Below are 23,227 nucleotides of genomic sequence, written 5' to 3'. Positions count from 1 at the left end.
AGTTGTGCGGGTGTCGTGCGGGTGCGATTGCTTCGTAGGCTCGCAATGACAAATTTTAATTAGTGCAACACGGTAGCGTCGAAGGTGACGGCCACGTAGTAGAGCGCGCCGATGGTGGGGCCGGCGGCGTACTGGTAGTAGCGGTTGTCGAAGATGTTGGTGCCGCCGAGCTTGATGGTTGATTTTAAGTTGGGTACGCGCAGGTTGACCTGAGCATCGAGGTTGGAGTAAGCGGGCACCTGGCCGTTGGCCAGCGGGCTTTCCCAGTAGAGCGACGTTTGCCAGTGGTACACGACGTTGAAGCCCAGGTTGCGCACAATTTCGCGGTTGCCAAACGAGGCGCTACCGGCCCACTTGGGCGTATTAAACCCCGTCACGAAGACATCAGTTTCGCTGTTGGTCGAGAGGGCATTGTAGTTGAGGTTGCCGCCCACCGTGTATTTGCCGGCGAAGTTGTAGGTGAGGCCCAGGGTGGAGCCGTAGCTGCGGTAATTCTGGCGCGAGTTGGTGTACACGCGGTAGCGGTCCTGGCGGGCGTCGCGGTTGGCGCGCAGGGCGGCGAGGGCGGCCGCGTCGGTGCTCACGGTGACTTGGTTGCCGCTGGCGTCTTTGGGTACGCTCACTTCTACCTGGCCCAGGAAGCCGGAGTATACGTTGTAGTAGGCATCGGCATCGATGGCTAACTTATTGTCCAGCAATACACTACGGTATCCCACTTCGTAGGCGTCGATTTGCTCGGGCTGTTCGGTGGCCAGGTTGGCTACTTGCAGCAGGCTGCTGTTTTGGGGCAGCACGGCGGCCTGGGCGGCGGTGCTGCCGTTGTTGGCGGCCACGTAGGCGTTCACGGCCGCGTTGAAGCGGTCGATGCTGGCGCGGGTGTAGGAGTTTTGGAGGTAGTTAAGGCCCTCATTCACGCGGGCCAGGCCACCCACGCGGCGCACGTTGCCGTTGTTCACGAACGACAGGGCTTCGAAGAGCGAGGGGAAGCGCCAGCCATTCTGGTACGAGGCGCGGAAGTTGTGCTTCTCGGCCAGCGTGTACACGGCGGCCAGGCGCGGGTTTACCTTGGCCGTGAACTCGGGATTGTAATCAACTCGCAGCGAAGCGGTTAGCTTGAGCTTATCTTCCAACAGTAGTTTGGTGGCCTGGCCAAACGCCCCGAACTTCTTGTAATACACGTAGTTGCCGCCGGGCTGGCTGCGCTCGGCCAGCGGCCGGCTGAAATCCACGAAGTTGTTGCCGTCGGGGATAATCTGGTACACGCGGGCATCGGCGCCCACCAGCACATCCATGAATTTGATGCGCGGGCCGAGGTTCCACACGCCCTCAGTGTGGTAGGTGCGACTGCTTTGGGTGAGGGCCGCGCCACCGGGAATGGGCGCGCCCTTCACGTTTACGCCGCTATCCCAGTTGTTGATGCTGGTAATCTGACTCTTAAGGTCGTTGAAAGCCTGGATGCCGGGCTCGGCGCGGCCGGCATCGGCGGCGGCGCGGGCGGCTACCATGGCTGGGCCCAGGGCGGTGCCGGCGGCCAGTTGGCTTTGCAGCGCGGTGCTAAACTTGCCGCCCCACACGGCGTTGGAGCCGTTTTGCAGGTCGAGGTTGAGCGCTAAAGGGTTGAGGTTATACGAGTTGCCGGTGTTTTCGAGCAGCGTATAGGCCCGTACCACGAAGTCGCTACCCTTGAGCTCCAGCTTATGGTTTTGCACGGTCACGCCGTCGAGCTGAATCTTGTTGCCGCGCTGAAACACGCCGTCCATCAGCCCGAAGCGGTAGCCGTAACTCAGCTCCAGCTTGTCGGTGAGCTTGTAGTGGATGCTGGCGTCGGCCTTGATATTGCGCACGATGGGGTTTACCAGGTCCTTCTCGTAGTAGCCTGTGCGCGTTACCGTAAAGGTTTGGTTACGACCCTGATACGGAATCGTGACGGACAGCGAGGAGTTGGTGTCGTCGCCGTAGCGGTTCCACAAGTCGGCGGCCGGGTTGAAGCTGCCCGCCAGTTCGGGAAAGGCCGGGTTGGCGGTGGCGCCGGGCTGGGGGTTTTGGTCGGTTTGGGTGTTCGAAAGCCAGTCGGTGCCGCGCAGGTAGTCGAGGTTCACCTTGTAAGCCCAGCGGCTGTCCGTGCCAAACGCCTGGGCCCAGCGGATGGCCGTTTCGGTGAGCACGCTCGGCTGGCGGTCGATGCCATCGACGTGGTTGACGCCGATTTTCTGGTACACGCTCAGGCCCTGGTAGGTGTAGGGGCTTTTGGTGGTGAGGTTGGCCATGCCGTTGATGGCGTTCATGCCGTAGAGGGCCGAGGCCGCGCCGGGCGTGATTTCGACGCTGGCAATGTCGAGCTCCGTGGGCCCGATGGCGTTGCCGAGCGGCACGCCCAGCGTGGCGGCCTGCATATCCACGCCATCCACAAGCTGCATAAAGCGGAAGTTGTTGGGCACATTGAATCCCCTGGTATTCGGCACTTTAAAGGTGAGGCTGCTGGTGAGCATCTGCACGCCTTTCACGTTTTCGAGGGCGTCGTAGAAGCTCGGAGCAGGCGTTTCCTTGATGGCCCGAATGTCGAGCTTCTCGATGGCCACCGGCGACTTCAACCGGCTTTCCTCCACTCGCGAGGCCGACACCACGACTTCGCTGGTGAGCACATCGCGCGACTCCAGGGTAACGGCAATGGGCTGGCTGCCGCTGGCAATTTCCAGCTCCTGCGTATCATGGCCTATCGCATTAAACACCAGTACAAACGGATAGCGTAGCCGCGCCCGAAAGGCAAACTTGCCGTCGCCATCGCTCTGGGTGCCCACGCTGGCCCCCTTCACGCTGACGCTCACGCCGGGCAGGGCCCCTTTGGTGCCTTTTTCGTGCACTACGCCACTAATGGCAATTAGCTCGGCCTGGGCTGCGGCGGGCGCGGTGCTGGCCAGTAGCAGGGCCGGGGCCAGGATAAAGGAAGCGTAAACGGATTTCATTCTGATAATAACTTGCAGTTGATGAAGTAATTAGCTTAGGCTTATAAGGCCGTGTCGGGGTAAGCGCTGGCTGCTTCCTAGAGCAGCGCTGGCGCAGCGGCAGCTTCAACAACAACACCCGGTGGTGCGGGCGGGGGCAAGGAATGGCAGAAGGAAATGTGCATTCATGGAAATGGGACCCTCGTGGCGGAGGGTAAGAATTATGCTGCTTAAAAAGAACGTCATGCTGAGCGGAGCGCAGCGCAGTCGAAGCATCTCTGCCGCTTCGTCGTGCCGATTGGATTACGCTCGTGGTAGAGATGCTTCGACTGCGCTGCGCTCCGCTCCGCTCAGCATGACGTTGTTTATGTTTGGCTATGAATAAGTTATCTAATACACGTCCTCCAGGTAGCGACGCTGCTTTTTGAGGTTTTTGACATAAGCGGCGGCCTCTTCGGGCGAGAGGCCGGCTTCCTTTTGGACCACTTGGGTGAGGGCGGCCTGCACGGCGTGGCCGAGGCGGGTTTTGTCGCCGCAGACGTAGAATTGCGCACCGTTTTCGAGCCAGCCGAATACGTCGCGGCTGTTTTCGAGCAGGCGGTCCTGCACGTACACTTTCGCGGCCTGGTCGCGCGAGAAGGCCACGTCGAGCTTGGCCAGGCCGCCGCGCTTGAGGTGCTGCTGCCACTCGGCCTGGTAGAGGAAGTCGGTGGTGAAGTGCGGGTTGCCGAATAGCAGCCAGTTGCGGCCGGCGCTACCCAGCTCTACCCGCTCCTCCACAAAGGCCCGAAACGGCGCGATGCCCGTGCCCGCGCCCACCATAATAATGTCGGTGCTGGCCTCAGTGGGAAGCTTAAAGTACTCGTTGTGTTGCACATACACTCGCGCTTCGTCGCCCACTGCTATGCGGTCGGCCAGAAACGACGAGCACACGCCGTGCTTACGGCGGCCGTGGGCCTCGTAGCGCACGGCGCCTACCGTAAGGTGCACCTCCTCGGGGTGGGCCAGCAGGCTGCTGGCGATGGAGTAGGCGCGGCTAGGCAGCGGGCGCAGGGTGTCGGCCAGGGCCTGGGCGGTGAGCTGGTCGGTGGGAAAATCGGTGAGCAGGTCGGCCACGTCGCGGCCGTAGAGGTAGGGTTGCAGGCGGCTGGCATCGGCTAGTAGGCCCTGCAATTCGGTGTGGGGGGCCAGGGCGGCGTAGCGTTCCAGCACGTCGCGGGTGAGCACCGTGAGCTCGCGGCGGCTGGCCAGGGCGGCGGCCAGCGGGAGGCTTTCGGTACCCAGCAGCACGGGAGCCGTATCGCTGAGGCGCGCGGCGCGCAACACCTCCTCTACCAGGGGGTTATGATTGATGGGCACCACGGCCAGGGCGTCGCCGGGCGCATAGTGCAGGCCCGAGCCCACCAGGTCCAGCTCGATGTGATACGTTTCCTTATCCGAGCCTCGGCCATTCAACTGAATGCTTTCCAGGACTTTAGCCGGCCAGGGGTTTTCGTGGGTAAACTGCGTGTCAACGGGGGCCGCTTCCAGCGTAACGGCGGCATTGCTTGCGGTAGCTGCCACCGGCGCGGTAGGTGCCGCGGAGCCGGCTAGTACATCCAGCACAGACTCAATCCACTGCGCTGAAGGAGCTTTGAAGGCCACGTCCACGTCTGCGCGGTCGAGCAGGCGGGTGCCGCCCAACTCGGCCAGGCGCTGGTCGAAGTCCTTGCCCGTCTGGCAGTAGTGCAGGTAGCTTTTGTCGCCCAGCGCCAGCACGGCAAAGCGCAGCTTAGGCAGCTTGGGGGCCCGCGGGCCGTTGATAAACTGGTGCAGCTCCTCGGCGCTAATGGGCGGCTCGCCCTCGCCGTGGGTGCTCACAATCACGAGCAGGTTTTGCTCCTGCGCCAGCTGCCGGCCGGGGTAGTCGTTCATGTCGCGCACCTCGGCGGCAAGGCCGCGGCTGGCGGCGGCCGCGGCCGCCTGCTCGGCTATTCTCTTACCGTTGCCGGTGTGCGAGCCGTAGAGGATGGTCACCTTTTGGGTGGCGGCTGGTAGGGCCGGGGCTACCGCAGCCGCCGGGGCCACTACGGCCGCGCCTACCGCGCCACTCGTAGCTTGGCCGTAAAAATAGCCGCTCAGCCACACCAGCTGCTGCGGGGTGAGGCCGGCCGTAAGCTGCTGCAAGGCGGCTTCATCGAGGGTAGGCGGAAGGAGTGGTAGCGCAGGCATTAGATGAAGAAAATCAGCAGGTTACAAATAAATAAAAGCAAGGCGCGCCGGGCTTCAGGCTACCTTCGAGTAGGGCAGTAGCTCGTGTAGCAAAGCGGGTAGCCCGGCGGCTAAGGCTCCGGCCTGGGCGGGTGCTTTAGCCAGCCGCACCACCTCGCCCAGCACAATGATGGCGGGCGCGCCCAGGCCGGCGTGGGCGGCGCGGGCGGCAATGTCGGCCACGGTGCCTACCATGAGGCGGGCGGTGGGCAGGGTGCCGTTCTGGATGACAGCGGCCGGGACATCGGCCCCGCCGTAGTGGCTGAATAGCGCCGTTATTTCGGCTAAACGGCTCATGCCCATGAGGATAACCGTGGTGATACGCGGTGTGCGGGCCGCTTCCAGCAGCGCGTCGGCCAACTGCTCGTCGGCAGTGGTAGCCGTGAGCACCCGGAAGCCCTCGCTCAGGCCGCGGTGCGTGGCCGGAATACCCAGGCTACCCGCCGCCGCCACCGCACTGCTGATGCCGGGCACGTACTCAGTGGCCAGCCCGTGGGCCTCGGCGTACAGCATTTCCTCGCGGCCCCGGCCAAATACGAAGGGGTCGCCGCCCTTCAGCCGCACTACGTGGCCGCGGCGGTAGGCGCGCTCCACAATTAGCTCATTAATACCCTGTTGCGTATAGGCCATGAAGCCCCGCCGCTTGCCCACAAACAGCAGCTCGACGCCCGGCCGGGCATGGGCCAGCAGCTCGTCGTTGGCCAGGGCATCGTACAGCACTACGTCGGCGGCCGCCAGCACCCGCGCCCCTTTTAGGGTGAGGAGCTCCGGGTCGCCGGGGCCGGCGCCTACTACGGTGAGGCGGGGTACGAAAAGCGGGGAAGGCTTCATAATATATTAATTGTAAGTATTTTGTGGTAATTATAAAAGAACGTCATGCTGAACGCAGTGAAGCATCTCTACCGTTTCATTAGCACAGTTCAACGATGCGAGCGAGATGCTTCGATAAGCTCAGCATGACGTTCTTTTACAGCTTGTTTCACAGCATATTAGATAGAAAATGTGGCCTCCACCGGTACTTCTTGGGTGAAGTACTCGGGGTCGGTGGCGGCGATGAGGCCGGCGGCGAGGGTGGCCCCGGTTTGCTCATCCACCAAGATGAACGCGCCGGTGGCGCGGTTCTGGCGGTAGTCGTCGGCCACCAGGGGCAGGGCGGTTCTGAGGCGCACCCGCACGATATCGTTGAGCTTGGCCTCGTCAGTGCCTTGGCTTTCAAAGGTTTCGATGTTAGTTTTCTGCAGAATAGCCGTTACCGAGGCTTTTACCACGGCGGCGTGGTGCTGCACCAGCAGCTTGCGGCCGGCGCGCAGGGGGCGCTCATCCATCCAGCAGAGAGTGGCTTCAAGCTCGCGCACCACGGCGGGGTGGGCGCTCAGGGGCACAATGGTATCGCCGCGGCTGATGTCGATGTCGTCGCGCAGGCGTAGAATGACGCCCTGCGGTGCTTCGGCCGAGGCCACCGCCTGCTGGTTGACCTCAATGGTTTCGAGCACCGTGTCGAGGCCCGAGGGCCAGATGCGCACTTTGTCGCCGGCGCGGTACGTACCGCTCTGAATACGACCCGCATAGCCCCGGTAATCGGGTAGCTCCTCGGTCTGGGGCCGGATGACGTACTGCACCTGGAAGCGCGGCTCGTGGGGGTTGGCATCGGCGGGCACGGGCACGCTTTCGAGGTGTTCCAGCAAGCTGGGGCCGCTGTACCAGGCAATGTGCTTCGAGCGCCGCACCACGTTGTCGCCGTGCAGGGCACTCAGCGGAATGGCCACCACGTGGGCCAGCTTGAGCTGCTCGGCAATAAGCTGGTAATCAGCCACTATTTGCTGAAAAACGGTTTCGTCGTAGCCTACCAAATCCAGCTTGTTCACGGCCAGCACGAAGTGCCGGATGCCCAGCAGCGAGGCCAGCAGCGTGTGGCGGCGCGTCTGCTCAATCACGCCCTGGCGGGCATCGACCAGCACAATGGCCAGGTCGGCGTTGCTGGCCCCGGTCACCATGTTGCGGGTGTACTGCACGTGGCCCGGCGCATCGGTGATGATAAACTTGCGGCGCGGCGTAGTGAAGTACTTGTGCGCCACATCGATAGTAATGCCCTGCTCGCGCTCGGCCTTGAGCCCGTCGGTGAGCAGGGCTAGGTCTACGTCGGTGCTATTGGTAGCGGTACGCTTCTTTTCAAGCGTAGCCAGCACATCGAGCGACACCGAGTCGCTGTCGTACAGCAGGCGGCCGATGAGCGTGCTCTTGCCGTCGTCGACGTTGCCGCAGGTGATAAATCGTAGGATATCCATTTGATTAATTGCTAATTATGTATCGTTAGGCCGTCATGCAGACCGCAGGGAAGCATCTCGCTCGCGTCGTTGAACCGAAAGTCAGCGTAGCTAACGAGTTTGTTAGTACCCCACGCGAGATGCTTCCCTGCGGTCTGCATGACGTTCTTTTTTCTAGAAATACCCGTTGCGCTTGCGGTCTTCCATGCCCGTTTCGGAGAGGTTGTCGTCGAGGCGGGTGGCACCGCGCTCGCTCACCTTGGCCAGCAGCAGGTCCTGGATAATGTCGTCGATGGAGGCGGCGTCGCTTTCCACGGCGGCGGTGCAGGTCGAGTCGCCCACGGTGCGGAAGCGCACGCGGCGGCTCACTATCTCGTCGGTGTCATCGAGGTTGAGGTGCTCGCTGAAGCCCAATAATTGGCCGCTGGGCAGCACCACGCACTGGCGCTCGTGCGAGAAATAAATCTCGGGCAGCTTGATGTTTTCGCGCTGGATGTAGTTCCACACGTCCAGCTCCGTCCAGTTGGAAATGGGGAATACGCGCACGTTTTCACCCTTCTGAATGCGGCCGTTGTAGATGTTCCATAGCTCGGGGCGCTGGCGCTTGGGGTCCCACTGGCCAAAGTCGTCGCGCACCGAAAAGATGCGCTCCTTAGCGCGGGCTTTCTCCTCGTCGCGCCGCGCCCCCCCAATGCAGGCGTCGAACTCAAACTCCTCAATTACATCTAGCAACGTATAGGTTTGCAAGGGGTTGCGGCTCGGGTATTTGCCACCCGGCTCGTGCAGGCCGCGCGCCCGAATGGTGTCCTCCACCTTGCGCACAATCAGCTTCTCGCCCAGCGAGGCGGCCAGCTCATCGCGGAAATTAATGATTTCCTGGAAGTTGTGGCCCGTGTCGATATGCACGAGCGGAAACGGAAACTTACCGGGCCGAAACGCTTTTTCGGCCAGCCGCGTGAGGGCAATCGAGTCTTTGCCGCCCGAAAACAGCAGCGCCGGCCGCTCAAACTGGCCCGCCACCTCGCGGAGAATGTGAATAGCTTCGGCTTCTAATTTATCTAGGTAATCCATTGTCTAATAGTATTTTATCGTTTGTCACTGCGAGCGCAACGCAGTGGAGCGCGGCAATCTTTCCTTGGTCGTTCGCGGTATTTGATTACTAACCCTAGCGTGAAGGAAAGATTGCCGCGTTCCACTGCGTTGCGCTCGCAATAACAAAAAATTGATAATAAAGGAGTTAAGTGCTAGCCCGGCATTCGCTCCACCACCGGGTCGAGGCCCTGGTGCTCGGCGGTGTTATGCAGGCCGCACTCCTTGGCGTCGGCGTTTTCCCACCACCAGCGGCCGGCCCGGAAGTCCTCGCCCGGCGCAATGGCGCGGGTGCAGGGCGCGCAGCCGATGCTCACAAAGCCCTTCTGATGCAGCGGGTTAACCGGAATACCGTGGGCCTGGGCATAGTCCAGGCACTGCGCCCAGGTCCAGTCGAAGAGCGGGTGCACTTTGATGAGGCGGTGGCCGGCATCCCACTCGGCGCGGTGCATGTGCTGGCGGTTCTGCGATTGCTCGGCGCGGATGCCCGTTACCCACACCTGCTGACCGGCCAGGGCCCGTGCCAGCGGCTCTACCTTGCGGATGTGGCAGCATTCCTTGCGGTTATCGAGGCTCTCGTAGAAGCTGTTGGGGCCTTTTTGGGTCACCAGGGCTTCGAGGCTGGCCGCCTGCGGCGCATACACTTCGATGGGCTGGCCGTAGCGCAGCAGCGTCTTGTTCCAGGTCGAATACGTTTCCTGAAAATTGCGGCCCGTGTCGAGCGTAAACACCCGAATAGGTAGCTCATGCTCAAAAATGAAGTGGGTAATCAGCTGGTCTTCAAGCCCGAAGGAGGTAGAAAACGATGCCCGGCCGGGAAAATGGTCGGCTAGCAAGGCCAGGGTTTCGGGCACCGAATGGTCGGGTAGGTAGCCGCGTAAGTCATCGACCTGCGCTTCAAGGGTAGCATCCATACTGAGAAAAGGAGCGGTGCTTCGGGCACGAAAACACCAAGAAGAAAATGGCCCGGCGCGACAAACCAGTGCGGACAGGCAGCGCGCGGCTAACCCTGGCAGGAAATGGCAGTACCCGAACGGAGAAATGGGCGACCGGCGGCCGCGCTACGCGGCGTTAACAGCTCCGCATCACGCCGGCGCGCATTCGGCCAGCGCCGCATATACAACAACACCCATGCTGTAAGGCAGCAAGCGAGGTGGTCGTAAGGCGGAGGTTGTTAGAGCAGCACACGGCAACTTGTTTTTATATGGTCAGGACTTGGCACCGTTCCAGCAAGTAGCTGGGGGTTGCCGGCGTTTCGTCGAGCCTGTCTCTCCGCGCCTCTGTATAAAAACAATCCTTCTGGCAAGAGGAATTGATGGCACAAAGGTAGAGTAGGAATTTTCGAAATTCCAAATAAACTAGCAAGTGCCTGAAAATCAACGGGCGGCCTCTCGTCAGAGAAGCCGCCCGTTGGTCTTGACCCCGGTATAAGCCGGGGGTTAGGGTTTTGTTTTTCCAGTCAAGGCGTTGGCTTGTGCTACAGACCCTTATCCAGGTTCAAATCTTCCTGGGGCTCAGCGCCCATGAAGGGGTATGGGTACTCCGTGGGCGGGTTAAACGTCTCCTTAATGGCGCGGGGCGACACCCAGCGTTGCAAGTTGAGCAGCGAGCCGGCCTTGTCGTTGGTGCCCGAGGCGCGGGCCCCGCCGAAGGGCTGCTGGCCCACTACCGCGCCGGTAGGTTTGTCGTTGATGTAGAAGTTGCCGGCCGCGTTCACGAGCTTCTTGGTAGCCAGGTCGATGGCGTAGCGGTCCTGCGAAAAAATAGCGCCGGTGAGGGCGTAGGGCGAGGTGCTGTCCACGATGTCCAGGGTAGCCTCAAACTGCTCGGCATCATACACATACACGGTCACGACGGGGCCGAATAGCTCGTCGCACATGGTTACGTACTTAGGGTCTTTGGCTAGGATGACGGTGGGCTGCACGAAGTAGCCTTTCGACTTGTCGTAGTGGCCGCCCACCACGATTTCGGCGTCGGGGCTGGCTTGGGCCTCGTCGATGTACTTGGCGAGCTTGTCGAAGCTAGCTTCGGTGATAACGGCGTTGATGAAGTTGGTAAAGTCCTCGACATCACCCATTTTCATCGACTCCACGTCCTGCTTCACGTAACCCAGAATCTCGTCGGCCAGGTTGGAGGGTAGGTACACGCGCGAGGCGGCCGAGCACTTCTGGCCCTGGTACTCAAACGCGCCGCGTGAGATGCCGGTGGCCACGGCCTTGGCGTGGGCCGAGGGGTGGGCGATAATGAAGTCCTTGCCGCCGGTTTCGCCCACAATGCGCGGGTACGACTTGTAGCGGTGAATATTCTGCCCGATTTCACCCCAAATAGTCTGGAATACCTTGGTCGAGCCCGTGAAGTGAATGCCCGCAAAGTCGCGGTGCTTGAAGATGATGTCGCCGGCCACCGGGCCATCCACAAAAATGAGGTTGATAACGCCGGCCGGCACGCCGGCTTCCTGGAACAACTCCATCAGCACCTGGGCCGAATAGATTTGGGGGTAGGCGGGCTTCCACACCGTCACGTTGCCCATGAGGGCGGCGGCCACGGGCAGGTTAGCGGCGATGGAAGTGAAGTTGAAGGGCGTGAGCGCAAACACGAAGCCTTCGAGCGGGCGGTGCTCCAGGCGGTTCCACATGCCGAGCGATGACTCGGGCTGCTGGCGGTAGATTTCCTGCATGAAATGCACGTTAAAGCGCAGGAAGTCAATAAGTTCGCAAGCGGCATCAATCTCGGCCTGGAACGCGTTCTTGCTCTGGCCCAGCATGGTGGCCGCGTTGAGACGGGCGCGGTAGGGGCCGGCTAGCAGCTCGGCGGCTTTCAGGAAAATAGCGCCGCGCTCCTGCCAGGGCAGCTCGGCCCAGGCGGTGCGGGCGGCCAGCGCCGCGTCGATGGCTTGGGTTACGTGGCTGGCATCGCCCTCGTGAAAGTGACCCAGCACGCGCTGGTGGTCGTGGGGCGGGGCAATGGGCAGCGTGCGGCCGGTGCGCACCGCTTGGCCGCCAATGGTCATGGCAATATCCACCTGCTGGCCGTTGAGGTCAGCAAGAGCTTTTTTTAATTCGGCGCGCTCCTTGGAGCCGGGCGCGTAGCCCTTAACGGGCTCGTTGATGGGGGTGGGAACTCGGAAAAAGGCGTTGGACATAAGCGAGGAAAACGAGTTGCGGGTGGTAAAAAACCAGGGTGTAAAGGTAGCCAGCCGGGCCACAACCGGGGGAAAGGCGCAACTGCGCAGCCCGGATGCACCGCTGGCGCGGGCCACTAAAAACGGTGCCCCACTTCCCGGCCAGGAAATGGGGCACCGTTCCTAATTAAGCGCTCAGTATGAGCGGATAACCTGTATCAGCCGGGGTTAGCTCGTGCGCCGCTGGCGCAGGCGCTTGAGGCCGTAGGCCACGCCACTGGCCAGCAGCAGCGTGGCGCCGCCATCGAGGGGCACGGCGGTGGGGTCGGGAGCGGGGTCCTCCGGGGTGGGAGTGCCCGAGCCGGGGGCTTGCGCCTGGCTTAGCAAAGCGCTGAAAATGAAGGCAAAAGCCAGAAAATAACGAGTCATGCGATGGTATTGAAATGCAGTCATGAAAAGGGAAATCCTCGCGGACGGCCAGCTACAGCCGGCCGCCCGGAGGGAAGGTTTATTCTACCACCAGTTTCTTCACAACCACGCCGGCGCTGGTGCTTAGGCGCAGGGCGTAGACGCCGGTAGCCAGCTCGCTCAGGTCGAGCGGGTGGGCCACCGAGCCTTGGGCGGGCAGCTGCACGGTGCGTACCTGGCGGCCGAGGGCATCAACTAGCGTAGCCGTTACGGCCTGGCGGCCGAGGCTGGAAGGCAGCTCTACGAACGCGGCCTTCTGGGCCGGGTTGGGGTAGAGGGCTACCTGCTGGGCCAAGGCGGCGGGCACCGTAGCCAGGGCTTGCTGCGGCGAGAACACCAGCTCGAAGCGGCCGGTGATGAGCGCCGCGGCATTGGTCACCGTGAACTGGTAGCTGGGCGTGAGGCGCAGGTCGGTAATGGTGCCGAGCTGCAAGTCGCGCAGGTACACCGGCACATTGGCCAGGTTCAGCAGCTGCGCCGTAGTGAACGTGTAGGTGCCCACGGTGGGCACGCCCACGGCCAGGGGCACTACCTGCTGGGCTTTGCCTAGCTCGGCGCGGCCATCAATGGCCAGTTGCTGGCCCGTGATGCTGGTCGAAAGGTTCAGGCCCGTGGTGTTGGGCAGCTTTACGGCGTCGTACTGCGCGTCGAGGCCATTGGTGGCCCCGTTTTCGAAGTACACGTAGGCATCGTCGGCAGTGTTGCCGGCACCTTGCAGCGTAAGCTGCACCAGGGGCCGGGTTTCGGCGGCGGTGCGCTGGAAGGTAGTGGCATCAGGGGTAACGAGGCGGTTGGTATTGTGCAGGGTGAGCGAGCCGGTGAGCTGGCCACTGCTTACCCGAACAAAGAAGCCCTGGCCCGATGGCACCACGGGGTTGTCACCCACGCCGCGGACGTACGCGCGGTACCGGCCCTGGTACTGGCTGGTGCTGCTGTACACGTAGAACGAGCCATCGAGGCCGGCGCGGTCAGCCGCGAGCACCGTGCCGTAGTCGAGCGGGGCCGGGTAGGGGTTGCCCACCAGCTGCCAGCCGCCGTCGTTGGCATAGGTGGCGCGGTTGCTGGCCATGGTCGTCGTCACGTCGCCGTTGTTGAGGGTGCCAACGAAATCCACCAGCTCGGTGCTGGCGAGATTAACCACGTAGCCCCGGCCCACCAGCAGCGGGTCGCTGAGGGCGCTGGGCGAGAAGAAGCCCTTATCGAAAGTAGGCAGGGTATTTACCAGGGTCAGGCGGCTCTGGTCGTAGCCAAACACCATGGGGAAGGGCCGCACCTGCGCCGGCTTATCGGCCGTGTTGAAGGCGGGGTTCAGCACCGGCGTAAAGCCGCCCGTGGTCAGGTCGGCCACGGTGGTGTTGCTCACCGGGGCCGAGTAGTGGCGGGCACCCAGGCCAGGGTTCACGCTGGGGTCAATGTAACGCTGCACGGTAGCCGTGCCGGCTACTACGCCGCCATTGTTCACGACCAGAGCATCGCCGGTGCTGCCCGAGAGCAGGGTGAAGGCGTTACCGTTGGTGGTCAGGTTGCCCACCAGGGTCAGCACGCGCTGTACCGAAGCACCAGCCGAAGTGCTCAGCAGCACCCCATTGGTTTGCACGGTCAGGTTCCAGAAGCGGCTGCTGCTGCTGCCCAAGATGTTCGGGCCGTTGGGGCGGGCTGTAGCTCCCAGGCTCACGGTGCCGCCGCTGGCGCTGAAGGTACCGTTGTTGGTCAAATCACCATTAACAATCAGTGTGCCACCAGTTTGTGAATTGGAGGCGCCGCTATTGATGCTCAGGTTTTTTGTGTTGGCCGTGCCGGCCGAAATAAGCGGGTAGCGGGGAGCAGCGGCCGGAATGGTCGCATCCACCATAGCAGTGGGTACGCCCGCCGTCCAGTTGCCGGCCGTAAACCAGTCGCTCGAAACCGCGCCGGTCCAGGTAGTGGCCGTTACGGCCGGGGTGTAGGTGATGCTGAACGTAGTAGCGGCGGTGTTGCCGTTGCCGGCCGCATCCTGGGTTACGTTGGCGGCGATGTTTACCGTTACCGTGCCTGGCGCGAGGGGCGTTACGTTGAAGGTGTAGAGACTACCGCTGCCGCTGAAGCCGGTGAGCGTGCCGTTGGTAACCGTTACGCCATTGGCCCCGAAGCCCGTTACGCTCTCCGAGAACGTCACCCGCACCGGAATGGGCAAGGTGGCGGTCGGGCTCGTAGCCGTGCTGCCCAGCACTACCGTCGGGCTCACCGAGTCGATGGTGAAATTAACGGTAGTAGAGGCGGCGCTCACGGCCGCGCCGCTGGCCTGGGCCGTGGCTCGTACCGTGTGGCTGCCCTGCGCAAGGGCCGTGGGCTGCGTGAGCGAGAAGTTGCCACCCACTGCCGTAGTAGTGCCGATGGCCGTGCCATCCACAAATACGGTTATCGTGGAGTTAGCCACTGCCGTGCCCTGATAAGTAGGGGTGGTGGTGTTGAACAGTTGGTTGTCGGTTGGGCTCGTTATTACCGGCGCGGCCGTCACCAGCTGGCTGTACGTGATGCTGTACGGGCTAGCGGCGTTATTACCGTTGCCGGCGGCATCCTGAGCCACATTCACGGGCACGTTCACGGTCACCACGCCGTTGGCGGCGGGCGTCACGGTGAAGGTATAGCTGGAGCTGCTGGCAGCCGTGAAGCTCGAGATAGCGCCGTTGGTCACGGTTACGTCGCCGGCTACGAAGCCCGTCACGCCTTCCGAGAAGGTCACGGTGTAGGCCAGCGGTGAGGAGCTGCTGGTGCTGCCGCTGGGCGCTGTCGACGAGGAGATGGTTACGGTGGGGCTTATCGTGTCAACGACGAAGGTGTTGGTATTTGACTTGGCGCTCGCGGCGCTGCCGCTGGTTTGGGCCGTGGCGTATACCGTATAGGCAGCGTTAACCAGGGGGGCGGGCTGGGCGAAGGTCCAGTTGCCGGTGCCATCAGCCGTAGCAGTGCCGATGACGCTATTATTTACAAACACCGTGATGGTGCTGCCAGCTACCGCCGTACCGCTGTAGGTTGGGCGGTTGGTGTTCACAAAGCCGTTGGCCGGAGTTAACACCACCGGGGCCGCCGTCACCAACTGGCTGTACGTGATGCTGTATGGGCTAGCAGCCGTGTTGCCGTTGCTGGCGGCGTCCTGGGCCACGTTGGCGGGTACATTCACCGTTACCAGGCCCGCCGTTGTGGGCGTTACGTTAAAGGTGTACGTCGTGCCCGAACCGCTGACGGTGCCAACCGAGGCGTTGTTGCTCACCGTTACGTCGCCGGCCACAAAGCCGGTTACAGGCTCCGAGAAAGTCACCGTGAAAGGAATGGGCGAGGTGGTCGTATTGCCGCCGCTGGCGCCGGCTGTGGAGCTGATAGCCACCGTCGGGCGCGTCTGGTCCACGATGAAGTTGACCCGGTTCGAGTTGGCGCTCACGTCCGCGCCCGGGCTTTGGGCTATGGCGTAGGTCTGGTACGTGGAGCTGGGTAAGGACAAGGCCGTAGCAGTGAAGGTGCCGCCCGCCGTGGCGGTGTAGGTATCGATTTCCTGAAAGGCGGTGCCGTTCTGGCTCACGTACACGGTGACCGCGCTGTTGGCTGGGGCCGTGCCGCTGATGGTCACGTCCTGGTTGGTTAAGGTGTTGTTGGCTGGCGAGGTGATGACCGGCGCCGCTGTCACGAGCTGCGCATAGGCGATGCTGTACTGGCTAGCGGCGGTGTTGCCGTTGCTGGCTGCATCCTGGGCCACGTTGGCGGGCACATTCACGGTTACGGCGCCATTGGCGGCGGGCGTCACGTTGAACGTATAGGTGGTGCCCGAGCCCGAGAAGCCCGAGATGGTACCATTACTTACGGTCACATCACCAGCTACAAAGCCGGTTACGCTTTCCGAGAAGGTTACGGTGTAGGCAAACGTAGCGGCGCTGCTGGTGCTGCCGCTAGCCCCCGTCGAAGAGCTGATGGTCACCGTCGGGGCCGTTTTGTCGATGGTGTAGAGCGGCGTGCCGGTGAAGGGCTTGTTGAAAATGCCGGGGGTGAGGTTCGTATCGTTGGCCAGCGTCAGCCCGAGGGTGCCGCTGCCGCTGCCCGTGCTCACGGTCACGGTGTAGGTAGTGCCCGAGCCGCTCACGCTCGTTACGCTGCTGCCGGTAATGCCGGCGCTGGGTACCGTAGTAAAGTTGGCGGTAGTAAGCCCCGTCACGCTAGCCGCAAACGTCACGGTGTACGTCACGCTGCTGGCGTTGGTGGGGTTGGCGGCTGCCGGCACGATGGACGTGACCGTGGTGAGCGTCGTGAAGGTCACATTGGCCCCGTAACTCGTGCCCACCGAGTTGATGGCGTAGGCCCGCACCGTGTACTGGGTGCTGGCCGTCAGGCCCGACACCGTTCTCGAAAACGAGCCCGTGCCCGACCCGTTGGCATCCTTGGTATTGCTGGTGGTGGGCGTGCCAGTACCGGCTACGTACACCACGCCGCGCTCCGTCACGGCATCGCCGCCGCCGTCGGTCACGTTGCCACCCAGCACCGCGCTGGTGGGCGTGATGCTACTGGCCGCGGCCGTCGTCACGGTTGGGGAAAATACCTGCGTGCCCGTTACCTGAATCAGGTCCATGGCCATTTCTTCCGCCCCATTGCTGCTGTGCACGGTGCGGAAGTCGATGATGCCGCCCAGGGCAGGGGGCAGCGTGAAGTCGATGTTGGTAAGGGTATTGGTCAGCACAGTGCCGTCGGCCAGGCCGTCGAGGTCAGTATCGCGCTGCAGGTCTCTGCTGCTGCCGTTGCCGTAGAAAGCGCCGAATAGCACCCAGCTGCCAGTTCCCACGCGGTAGTAGAATTTCACGTAGTCGTCCGCTTCCCACTGGCCGGCCAGGCCCTGGGCCAGCCGCACCTGATAGTGCAGGTTGCGGTAGTTCGTGGCGTCGATGGTCTGGGTTTCGAGGAAGCCAATCAGGGCCGGGTCGGGGTTGGAGACGTTTTTGGTGCCTTCGCCGTACCAGTAGTAGCCGTTGCTGATGTTGCTGAACGTGGCCGTGGTGTAATCCGGCATCGGGTTCACGTTGGTGCGGAACCAGCCCAGCCCCCCGCCGCCGGTACTCGGAACATTAAAGGTGTTGGTGGCGTAGCGCGTGCCCTCCCCATCCGGCGTAAAGTCTTCGGTGTAGGGCATGGCGGCCGGGCCGGCCAGAATGGCCGTCACCACCACGTCGCGCGTTTGCGCGGCGCTGGTATTGGAGCCATCAGTAACGCTGAACCGCACCGTGCGCCGCCCACCGGTGGCGTTGGTGGTGCTCGAGTTGGAGTAGGTAATGGAGCGCAGGGCCGCCTGGTAAGCCGCCGGCGGGGCGCTCCCTGTCAGCGTAAGCACCCCCGTGCCCGTGTTGTAAGAGCCCGAGATACTGCTCTGGTTCGTGAAGTTCAAACGGTCCTGTCCGGTCCGGAAGCCCGTGCTGAACTGCACGGTAGCGCCGGTCAGGTTGGTCGCATAAGAAGCTGTGATGCTGCTGGTTATCTGCACGGGGCTGGGCTGGGCTTCCGTGTAGGTCACATCGGTATTGCCGGGGTTTATGTTCGTCAGGCTGGGCGGCGTCACCGTGCTCACCGTGCCGAGCACGGCCAGGTCATCGAAGGCAGTTTCTTCCGTGCCGCCAAACTGGTCTACCTCCACGCGCACGCGCAGGCTGTTGCCGATGGTGCCGATGTTGTAGGTGCAAGCCTGAAACGCCCGGGTCAGCGTGCGATAACGCGCATCCGTGCTGGGATACTGCGTTTCAGTTCCGGGGTCAGCCGAAGTCCAAAGCATGCTGCCACCACCCATAAACATGCCCACCGTTGTCCAGGCCCCGCCATCCATCGAATACTGAATGCGGATTTTGTCATCGGCGTCCGCTACTGCCGAGGCAAAGCGTGCGTCGGCCAGCTTCACCTGCACCTGCAGGCCGGTGTAGTTCGTTACGGTTACGGCGTTCAGCGTCACGTTGCCCGGGTCAGTCCTGGGCATCACACTAATGCCGCCGGCACCACGCACTCCTTCGCAGGCCCAGAATCCGGTGGCCGCCGGCGTAGTCGTGCCCGGGTCATATATCGTGAGTGGGTTGGTACTCGTGCCAAACACGATGCCTCCCGCCGCGGTATTCGGGTATCGGGGCGGGTTAAAGTCCGACCGGATGAAGTAATGGAGGTTATTAAAGCCGGTCTTGGTAGTTCCGTCCCCTGGGTCCAGGAACGGCTGGCTCGCTATTGTCGCCGAGTTGGAGGTGTAGCGCACGCCTTCCCCGTCAGTGGCGAAGTTTTCGGTGACTAATGGAGTTTGTCCCCTGGCCCCGAGGGCCATGCTCAGTGGCAATAGCAGCAGGAGTAATCGGTGTAAAGGATGTCGCATAGTTGAAAAATGGGTGAGAAAAGTAAAATGATTACGCAGTATCTGCTAAGCATCAGCCCGATTGGGAGGCTACCGCTACCAGCGCAGGCGTTGGCACCGCTCCCAGCTCGCCGAGCAGCTCGCCGGCCCGTATGCCCAGGCCCACGAGCTGCGCCCCGGTGAAGTAGCCTTCCTCCAGGGCCAGCATGTCGAGCCGTAGCAGCTCGCCGGTGGCGCAGGCCACCAGCAGGTCGGCATCGGCCCGCACCACGGTGCCAGGCGGGGCCTGCACGCTGCCCACCACGGGCGCGACGCCCAGCAGGCGCAGGGGCTGCCCGCGCAGGGTGGCTACCGCGCCCCGGTTCCAGGGGTTGGCGGCGCGCACCAACCGCGCAATGACTGCCGCCGGCTCGGCCCAGCGCACGCACACATCGGGGAGGCTGGCCCGGGGCCAGTATCGGGCCGTGGTTTCGTCCTGGGGCTGCAGCGGCAGCTCGCCGGCTTGCAGGGCGGCCAGCAGCTGGCGGCCGGCCGCCACGGCGTACTGGGCCAGCTGCGCCCGATGCACGCCGTGGGTGTCGTGCGGCCCGATGGGCACCGCCACCGCCACCGCCACCGGCCCGGTATCGAAGTCGGCCTCCATGCGGTGTATCGTCACCGCGCCGGCCGTTTCGCCATTGCGCAGCTGCCAGAACAGGGGCTCCGGCCCCCGGTAGCCGGGCAGGGCGGCAAAATGCACGTTGAGGAAGCCCAGGCGGGGCAGCCGCAGCACGCTGGCCGGAATGCGCCACGGCAGCGTCAGCACCAGCACGGCATCGGGGGCCAGGGGCGCGAGCCAGGCCGCCAGGGCCGCACCCAGGCCGGGCCGCCGCAGGCGCTGCACTGGCAGCCCCAGGGCCGCGGCCAGCTGGGCCAGCTGCTCGGGCTCCTCGTGCCCGGTCACGGGCACGGCCACCCCCGCCACTACTCCTTGCGAGGCAAGGTCTTGCAACAGGGGCAGCCCCAGTACGCTGCTGATGATGAGGGCAAGCCGCATAAAAAAACGGGAACTAAAAAAGCCCTGGCACGGCCGCGCCAGGGCAAAGGAGTGGTTTAGCCGCGCGACGGGAAATAGCCCTGCGTGCAAATGCAATAGTTCATCGCCAGCACCGGCTGCCGGTTTTCGTGGGGCTGGCTGCCGCCGGCCACGCCCATAGACCCCGACAAGGCAGCTCCGCTCATGTTCGCATTGCCCGTGCCCGTGCTGTACTGGGTGGCAGTGCTTTGCGATGGGTAACTACCGCCGGGGTCGGCTCCGGTGGGCGACAGGGTTGCCCGCAGGGTACCCGTGAGGGCGTGGCTGTGCGCCGGCATTTGCGTAGCCGTCAGCGTCACGCTTTCCGAACCGGCGGCCTGGCCCATGTTGTAGTTCTGCTGGCCCGGGCCGTAGCCCAGCGTTACCCGGCCGCGCAGGTCGGGCAAGCCGAAGGTTTGAACGCCATTGCCGCCGTACGCGGTACCGAGCAGCGAAAACAAGGCCTGGTTTGAGCTCACGGCCAGCAGCTGGCCGGCGCACGGCAACCAGCCGCGGGGAGTGATGCCAAAACCCATCATGCGGATTTCACCAATAAAAGCATCCATAAAAAAGCGGGATTTAGCTGGGAAAGAAAGAAACCGGGGCTACTGCTGGCTGGGGTATAATCCCGCCGTGGCAATGATGTACCGGATAGTCTGCGTGGGCTGAAGATTGGCGTGCGGCAGGTTGCCGCCCGCCGGAGCAACCTTCAGCGTCAGCGCATCGGCCGCCAGTGGGGCATTGCCCGCCGCCGCAAACAGGTCATTGCCTTGGTCGCCAAATAAGGCCAGCTTGGGCGACTTCACCCCGGTGCCGCCCGTAACGGCCTGGATGGTGCCTTGCAGCAGGTGCTGGTGCGCCGGCAGCTGCTGGGCCAGCAGCGTCACGTTTTCGGTGCCCGCGGGCTGGCCCTGGCTGTAATAGCTCAGGCCCGGCCCCTGGCCCATGCCCACCGCCGCCCGCGATTGCAGGTTGGGCAGGGCGAAGGTGGTTTGCCCATCGCCGCCGTACGTGGTGCCGAGCAGCATAAACAGCGCTTCATTCTCGCTAACGGCCAGCAGCTGGCCGCTACAGTCCAGCCAGCCCACGGGGGCAAACGTGCCGCCGAAAATGCGGATTTCTCCTAAGTAGTTTTCCATGGTGAATCAGAAGATTAGGGGCGCTGGGGGAAGATGCCCCGGGTGGCAATGATGTAATTCGTGACCACGTAAGGCATCATGTTGGAGTGGCCTTCGGCCCCGCCCGCGCTGCTGCTGGTGCCCGCAATCAGGTTGGGCGCCATAAGTGTGCCGTCCGATTCTTCGCCGTACTGGCTGATGCTGCCGCTGCCGGCCAGGAAGTTGTTGGCCGGCGATGGCAGGTTGCCGGTCGTGTTATTCGCCGCAACGCGTGTATCCGGGCCAAGGCCGTGGGTGTGCGTGGGCATTTGTGGGGCGTTCAGCGTCACGTTTTCGGTGCCGCTCACTTGGCCCTGGGTGTAGCGGCTCAGGCCCGGGCCCTGGCCAACGTGTACCACGGCCCGGCCGCGCAGGTCGGGCAGGCCAAAAGTGTTTTGGCCATCGCCGCCGTAGGTGATGCCCAGCAGCGAAAACAGGGCGGTGTTTTGACGAATCTGTAACAGTGAGCCGTCGCAGAGCGCCCAGTTATAGGGGGCAAAGTTGAAGCCGACGGCCCGGATTTCTCCTAAAATTGGCTCCATGAAGTGAAAGTAAAAAAGGTGAAAAGAGGGAGAAGAAAAGGCCGCTGTGTCAAGCGAAATGGATAGTAGCGTGGGCAGAATTGCACGGGCGGCACAGTCGCGCATGCATGCGATACCCAGCCATTATTATCGCAGGATAAGGATTGGTAATTTAATTGATGTAAAATCAGGTAAAAATATAATTTTTACCTGATGACAACGCATAAAATAAAAGCCAGCTCTTTCATTTATTGGTGACAACTAATTGGTTGAAAGTATTTTAAAGAATTTACTACAACACCTTAGCACTATGCGCACGTACTAGTGCGCCTAGCAGAGTGCAAAATAAAGGCCCGCGCCGCTGCTATTTCACCGTATAAATACCTGGTTTTTAGCCAAGTAATAAACTAGTAAAACAGCAGCGGCGCGGGCCACTACTAGGGGCTGACTATGCAGCGATGAGGCTAGCTACCAGCGAGGCGCGAGGTAGCCGCACTAGCGGGGGTTAGAGAAATCCACGCAGCTCATCGAGGCTGCTGATTTCGTAGGTGGTTTGGGCGAAGTGCCGGCGCCGGGTGGGGTTGAAGTACACCTGGTCGATGCCGGCGTTGTAGGCGCCCAGCACGTCGCACTCCAGGTTATCGCCCACCATCAGGCTTTCGGCGGCGGTGGCGCCAGTGCGGGCCAGCGCGTGGGCAAACATGCGCGGGTCGGGCTTGAGATGGCCGCTGTGCTCGGAGGTGATGACTTCCTCGAAATACTGGGTGAGGTTGGAGGAGGTAAGCTTGACGTGCTGCACATCCTCGAAGCCGTTGGTAATCAGGTGCAGCTGGTAGCCCTTGTTTTTGAGGTAGCCCAGCACCTCGTGGGTGTGCGGAAACACGGCCGCCTTACGGGGCAGAATATCGGTGAAGCGCGCCGAGATATCCCCCGGAATATCGGCCTCGGCCATGCCCAGCCGGGTGAGCGTGCGCGAAAAGCGTGCCTCACGCAACTGCTTCTGCGTCACCTTGTTGCTCTGGTACAGCCGCCAGAGCGCCTGGTTCACTTCGCTGTAGCGCTGGCTGAACTCGGCAAACGTGAACAGGCCGTGGCGGGCCAGCTCGTAGTCGGCAAACAGCTGCTCCAGCGTTTCATTCGCGTTGGTTTCAAAATCCCAGAGCGTGTGGTCGAGGTCGAAAAACAGGTGGCGGTAGGTTTTCATGGGGTGCTAAGCGACTATTTATCAGCGAATAAGCCGGTGGCCAGCGCCTGCACAATGCGGGCGGCGTCTTTGGGCTGGGCATTGTTGAAGTACACGCCGGCCGGGTAGATGACCAGGGCCGCGCCGGGGCCCTTTTTGCAGTGCTTGCAGCGGTCGAGGCAGTTGCAGGTCTGGATGCGGGTATCTACTTCCTGGCCATCGAGCACGATGGATTTGACGTGCTGAGCTTTGAGTTCTTTTTTGAGGGCCTTGGCGACGTCCTCCCCAACACCCGATTTTTGATTGGTACAAACGAATATGCGGCGGTCAGACATAAGGTATTTAATTGGGAATGAGGAATTAGCAATGAAGAATTACGCTAGTAACAATTCTTCACTCTTCATTCCAAGTTCTTCATTCAGGAAGAGGGTAGCCAGCGGCGGTTCTGGATTTTATAGGCGGCCAGCTCGCGGTTGCTCCACAGGGTCTGGTACACTTGCTGGTCGCGCACGAGCTGGGGGTCGCGCTCCATTAAGCCCAGTAACTGGTGCAGCAGCTCGGCAGTTTCGTCGCGCAGGAAATAGAACATCCAGTTATCTAGGCGGCGCACGCCTACCAGGCCGGCGTTTTTGAGGTAAGCCAGCTGGCGCGAGGTTTTAGTCTGCGTAAAATCAAGCACTTGCTCTAGGTCGCCGACCACCATCTCGTGGTTGCGCCACAGCAAATGGAGCATCCGTACGCGGCTCTCATCGCCGAGCGCCTTAAAAAGCTGCTGCCCGAATGCAACCGGGAAATGTTTTACGCGCATCTACCGTTCAGAATGGCCGAGCCCGGCCGG

Annotated in this window: 16 protein-coding genes and 1 riboswitch; all 16 genes read right to left on the bottom strand. The window is 62.3% G+C overall.

Translation table 11 applies throughout. From position 1 onward, the window contains the following. Positions 1–59 precede the first annotated feature (59 nt). Complete coding sequence (locus ACYVGC_RS03545; RefSeq protein WP_460582397.1) at positions 60–2,963, bottom strand: TonB-dependent receptor domain-containing protein; 2,904 nt, start codon at positions 2,961–2,963, stop codon at positions 60–62. A gap of 369 nt (positions 2,964–3,332) precedes the next feature. Further along, positions 3,333–5,153, bottom strand: coding sequence for a diflavin oxidoreductase (locus ACYVGC_RS03540; RefSeq protein ID WP_460582396.1), 1,821 nt, complete (start codon positions 5,151–5,153; stop codon positions 3,333–3,335). A gap of 54 nt (positions 5,154–5,207) precedes the next feature. Further along, complete coding sequence (cobA, locus tag ACYVGC_RS03535; protein ID WP_460582395.1) at positions 5,208–6,023, bottom strand: uroporphyrinogen-III C-methyltransferase; 816 nt, start codon at positions 6,021–6,023, stop codon at positions 5,208–5,210. Between the two features lie 158 nt (positions 6,024–6,181). Further along, complete coding sequence (locus tag ACYVGC_RS03530) at positions 6,182–7,477, bottom strand: sulfate adenylyltransferase subunit 1 (protein WP_460582394.1); 1,296 nt, start codon at positions 7,475–7,477, stop codon at positions 6,182–6,184. Positions 7,478–7,630: 153 nt separating this feature from the next. Then, the gene (cysD, locus tag ACYVGC_RS03525) at positions 7,631–8,527 is read right to left on the bottom strand and encodes a sulfate adenylyltransferase subunit CysD (protein ID WP_460582393.1); all 897 of its coding nucleotides are present in this window, start codon (positions 8,525–8,527) and stop codon (positions 7,631–7,633) included. Positions 8,528–8,700: 173 nt separating this feature from the next. Then, positions 8,701–9,459, bottom strand: a complete 759-nt coding sequence (locus ACYVGC_RS03520) for a phosphoadenosine phosphosulfate reductase family protein (protein WP_460582392.1) — start codon at positions 9,457–9,459, stop codon at positions 8,701–8,703. Between the two features lie 283 nt (positions 9,460–9,742). Further along, a riboswitch (SAM riboswitch) is annotated at positions 9,743–9,836 on the bottom strand. 186 nt (positions 9,837–10,022) lie between these two features. Beyond that, the gene (pruA, locus tag ACYVGC_RS03515) at positions 10,023–11,687 is read right to left on the bottom strand and encodes an L-glutamate gamma-semialdehyde dehydrogenase (protein ID WP_460582391.1); all 1,665 of its coding nucleotides are present in this window, start codon (positions 11,685–11,687) and stop codon (positions 10,023–10,025) included. A gap of 207 nt (positions 11,688–11,894) precedes the next feature. Further along, positions 11,895–12,095 carry a PID-CTERM protein-sorting domain-containing protein gene (locus ACYVGC_RS03510; protein ID WP_460582390.1) on the bottom strand — a complete coding sequence of 67 codons (201 nt, stop codon included), beginning with the start codon at positions 12,093–12,095 and terminating at the stop codon, positions 11,895–11,897. 79 nt (positions 12,096–12,174) lie between these two features. Then, entirely contained in the window at positions 12,175–18,495 is a 6,321-nt protein-coding gene (locus ACYVGC_RS03505; protein ID WP_460582389.1) for a T9SS type A sorting domain-containing protein, read from the bottom strand. A gap of 52 nt (positions 18,496–18,547) precedes the next feature. Then, complete coding sequence (locus ACYVGC_RS03500) at positions 18,548–19,510, bottom strand: methionyl-tRNA formyltransferase (RefSeq protein ID WP_460582388.1); 963 nt, start codon at positions 19,508–19,510, stop codon at positions 18,548–18,550. 56 nt (positions 19,511–19,566) lie between these two features. Continuing rightward, entirely contained in the window at positions 19,567–20,094 is a 528-nt protein-coding gene (locus ACYVGC_RS03495) for a phage tail protein (RefSeq protein WP_460582387.1), read from the bottom strand. 39 nt (positions 20,095–20,133) lie between these two features. Then, positions 20,134–20,667: a phage tail protein gene (locus tag ACYVGC_RS03490; protein WP_460582386.1), complete on the bottom strand. Its 534-nt coding sequence runs from the start codon at positions 20,665–20,667 to the stop codon at positions 20,134–20,136. 14 nt (positions 20,668–20,681) lie between these two features. After that, positions 20,682–21,227: a phage tail protein gene (locus ACYVGC_RS03485; RefSeq protein WP_460582385.1), complete on the bottom strand. Its 546-nt coding sequence runs from the start codon at positions 21,225–21,227 to the stop codon at positions 20,682–20,684. Positions 21,228–21,711: 484 nt separating this feature from the next. Further along, entirely contained in the window at positions 21,712–22,410 is a 699-nt protein-coding gene (locus tag ACYVGC_RS03480) for a YjjG family noncanonical pyrimidine nucleotidase (protein ID WP_460582384.1), read from the bottom strand. A gap of 14 nt (positions 22,411–22,424) precedes the next feature. After that, positions 22,425–22,724, bottom strand: coding sequence for a (2Fe-2S) ferredoxin domain-containing protein (locus ACYVGC_RS03475; protein ID WP_460582383.1), 300 nt, complete (start codon positions 22,722–22,724; stop codon positions 22,425–22,427). Positions 22,725–22,807: 83 nt separating this feature from the next. Further along, a complete protein-coding gene (locus ACYVGC_RS03470; RefSeq protein WP_460582382.1) occupies positions 22,808–23,197 on the bottom strand; it encodes an ArsR/SmtB family transcription factor in 390 nt (129 codons plus the stop codon). Between the last annotated feature and the right edge of the window lie 30 nt (positions 23,198–23,227).

The sequence above is a fragment of the Hymenobacter arcticus genome (assembly GCF_054779975.1).
The sequence above is the reverse complement of the archived record's forward strand: the minus strand, read 5'-3'. Positions and strand labels throughout refer to the sequence as shown.

Coding starts and splice junctions, on each gene's coding strand:
- cobA (WP_460582395.1), bottom strand. CDS start 6,023: ATGAAGCCTTCCCCGCTTTTCGTACCCCGCCTCACCGTAGTAGGCGCC.
- ACYVGC_RS03480 (WP_460582384.1), bottom strand. CDS start 22,410: ATGAAAACCTACCGCCACCTGTTTTTCGACCTCGACCACACGCTCTGG.
- cysD (WP_460582393.1), bottom strand. CDS start 8,527: ATGGATTACCTAGATAAATTAGAAGCCGAAGCTATTCACATTCTCCGC.
- pruA (WP_460582391.1), bottom strand. CDS start 11,687: ATGTCCAACGCCTTTTTCCGAGTTCCCACCCCCATCAACGAGCCCGTT.
- ACYVGC_RS03530 (WP_460582394.1), bottom strand. CDS start 7,477: ATGGATATCCTACGATTTATCACCTGCGGCAACGTCGACGACGGCAAG.
- ACYVGC_RS03540 (WP_460582396.1), bottom strand. CDS start 5,153: ATGCCTGCGCTACCACTCCTTCCGCCTACCCTCGATGAAGCCGCCTTG.
- ACYVGC_RS03475 (WP_460582383.1), bottom strand. CDS start 22,724: ATGTCTGACCGCCGCATATTCGTTTGTACCAATCAAAAATCGGGTGTT.
- ACYVGC_RS03490 (WP_460582386.1), bottom strand. CDS start 20,667: ATGGAAAACTACTTAGGAGAAATCCGCATTTTCGGCGGCACGTTTGCC.
- ACYVGC_RS03485 (WP_460582385.1), bottom strand. CDS start 21,227: ATGGAGCCAATTTTAGGAGAAATCCGGGCCGTCGGCTTCAACTTTGCC.
- ACYVGC_RS03505 (WP_460582389.1), bottom strand. CDS start 18,495: ATGCGACATCCTTTACACCGATTACTCCTGCTGCTATTGCCACTGAGC.
- ACYVGC_RS03495 (WP_460582387.1), bottom strand. CDS start 20,094: ATGGATGCTTTTATTGGTGAAATCCGCATGATGGGTTTTGGCATCACT.
- ACYVGC_RS03470 (WP_460582382.1), bottom strand. CDS start 23,197: ATGCGCGTAAAACATTTCCCGGTTGCATTCGGGCAGCAGCTTTTTAAG.
- ACYVGC_RS03520 (WP_460582392.1), bottom strand. CDS start 9,459: ATGGATGCTACCCTTGAAGCGCAGGTCGATGACTTACGCGGCTACCTA.
- ACYVGC_RS03500 (WP_460582388.1), bottom strand. CDS start 19,510: ATGCGGCTTGCCCTCATCATCAGCAGCGTACTGGGGCTGCCCCTGTTG.
- ACYVGC_RS03545 (WP_460582397.1), bottom strand. CDS start 2,963: ATGAAATCCGTTTACGCTTCCTTTATCCTGGCCCCGGCCCTGCTACTG.
- ACYVGC_RS03510 (WP_460582390.1), bottom strand. CDS start 12,095: ATGACTCGTTATTTTCTGGCTTTTGCCTTCATTTTCAGCGCTTTGCTA.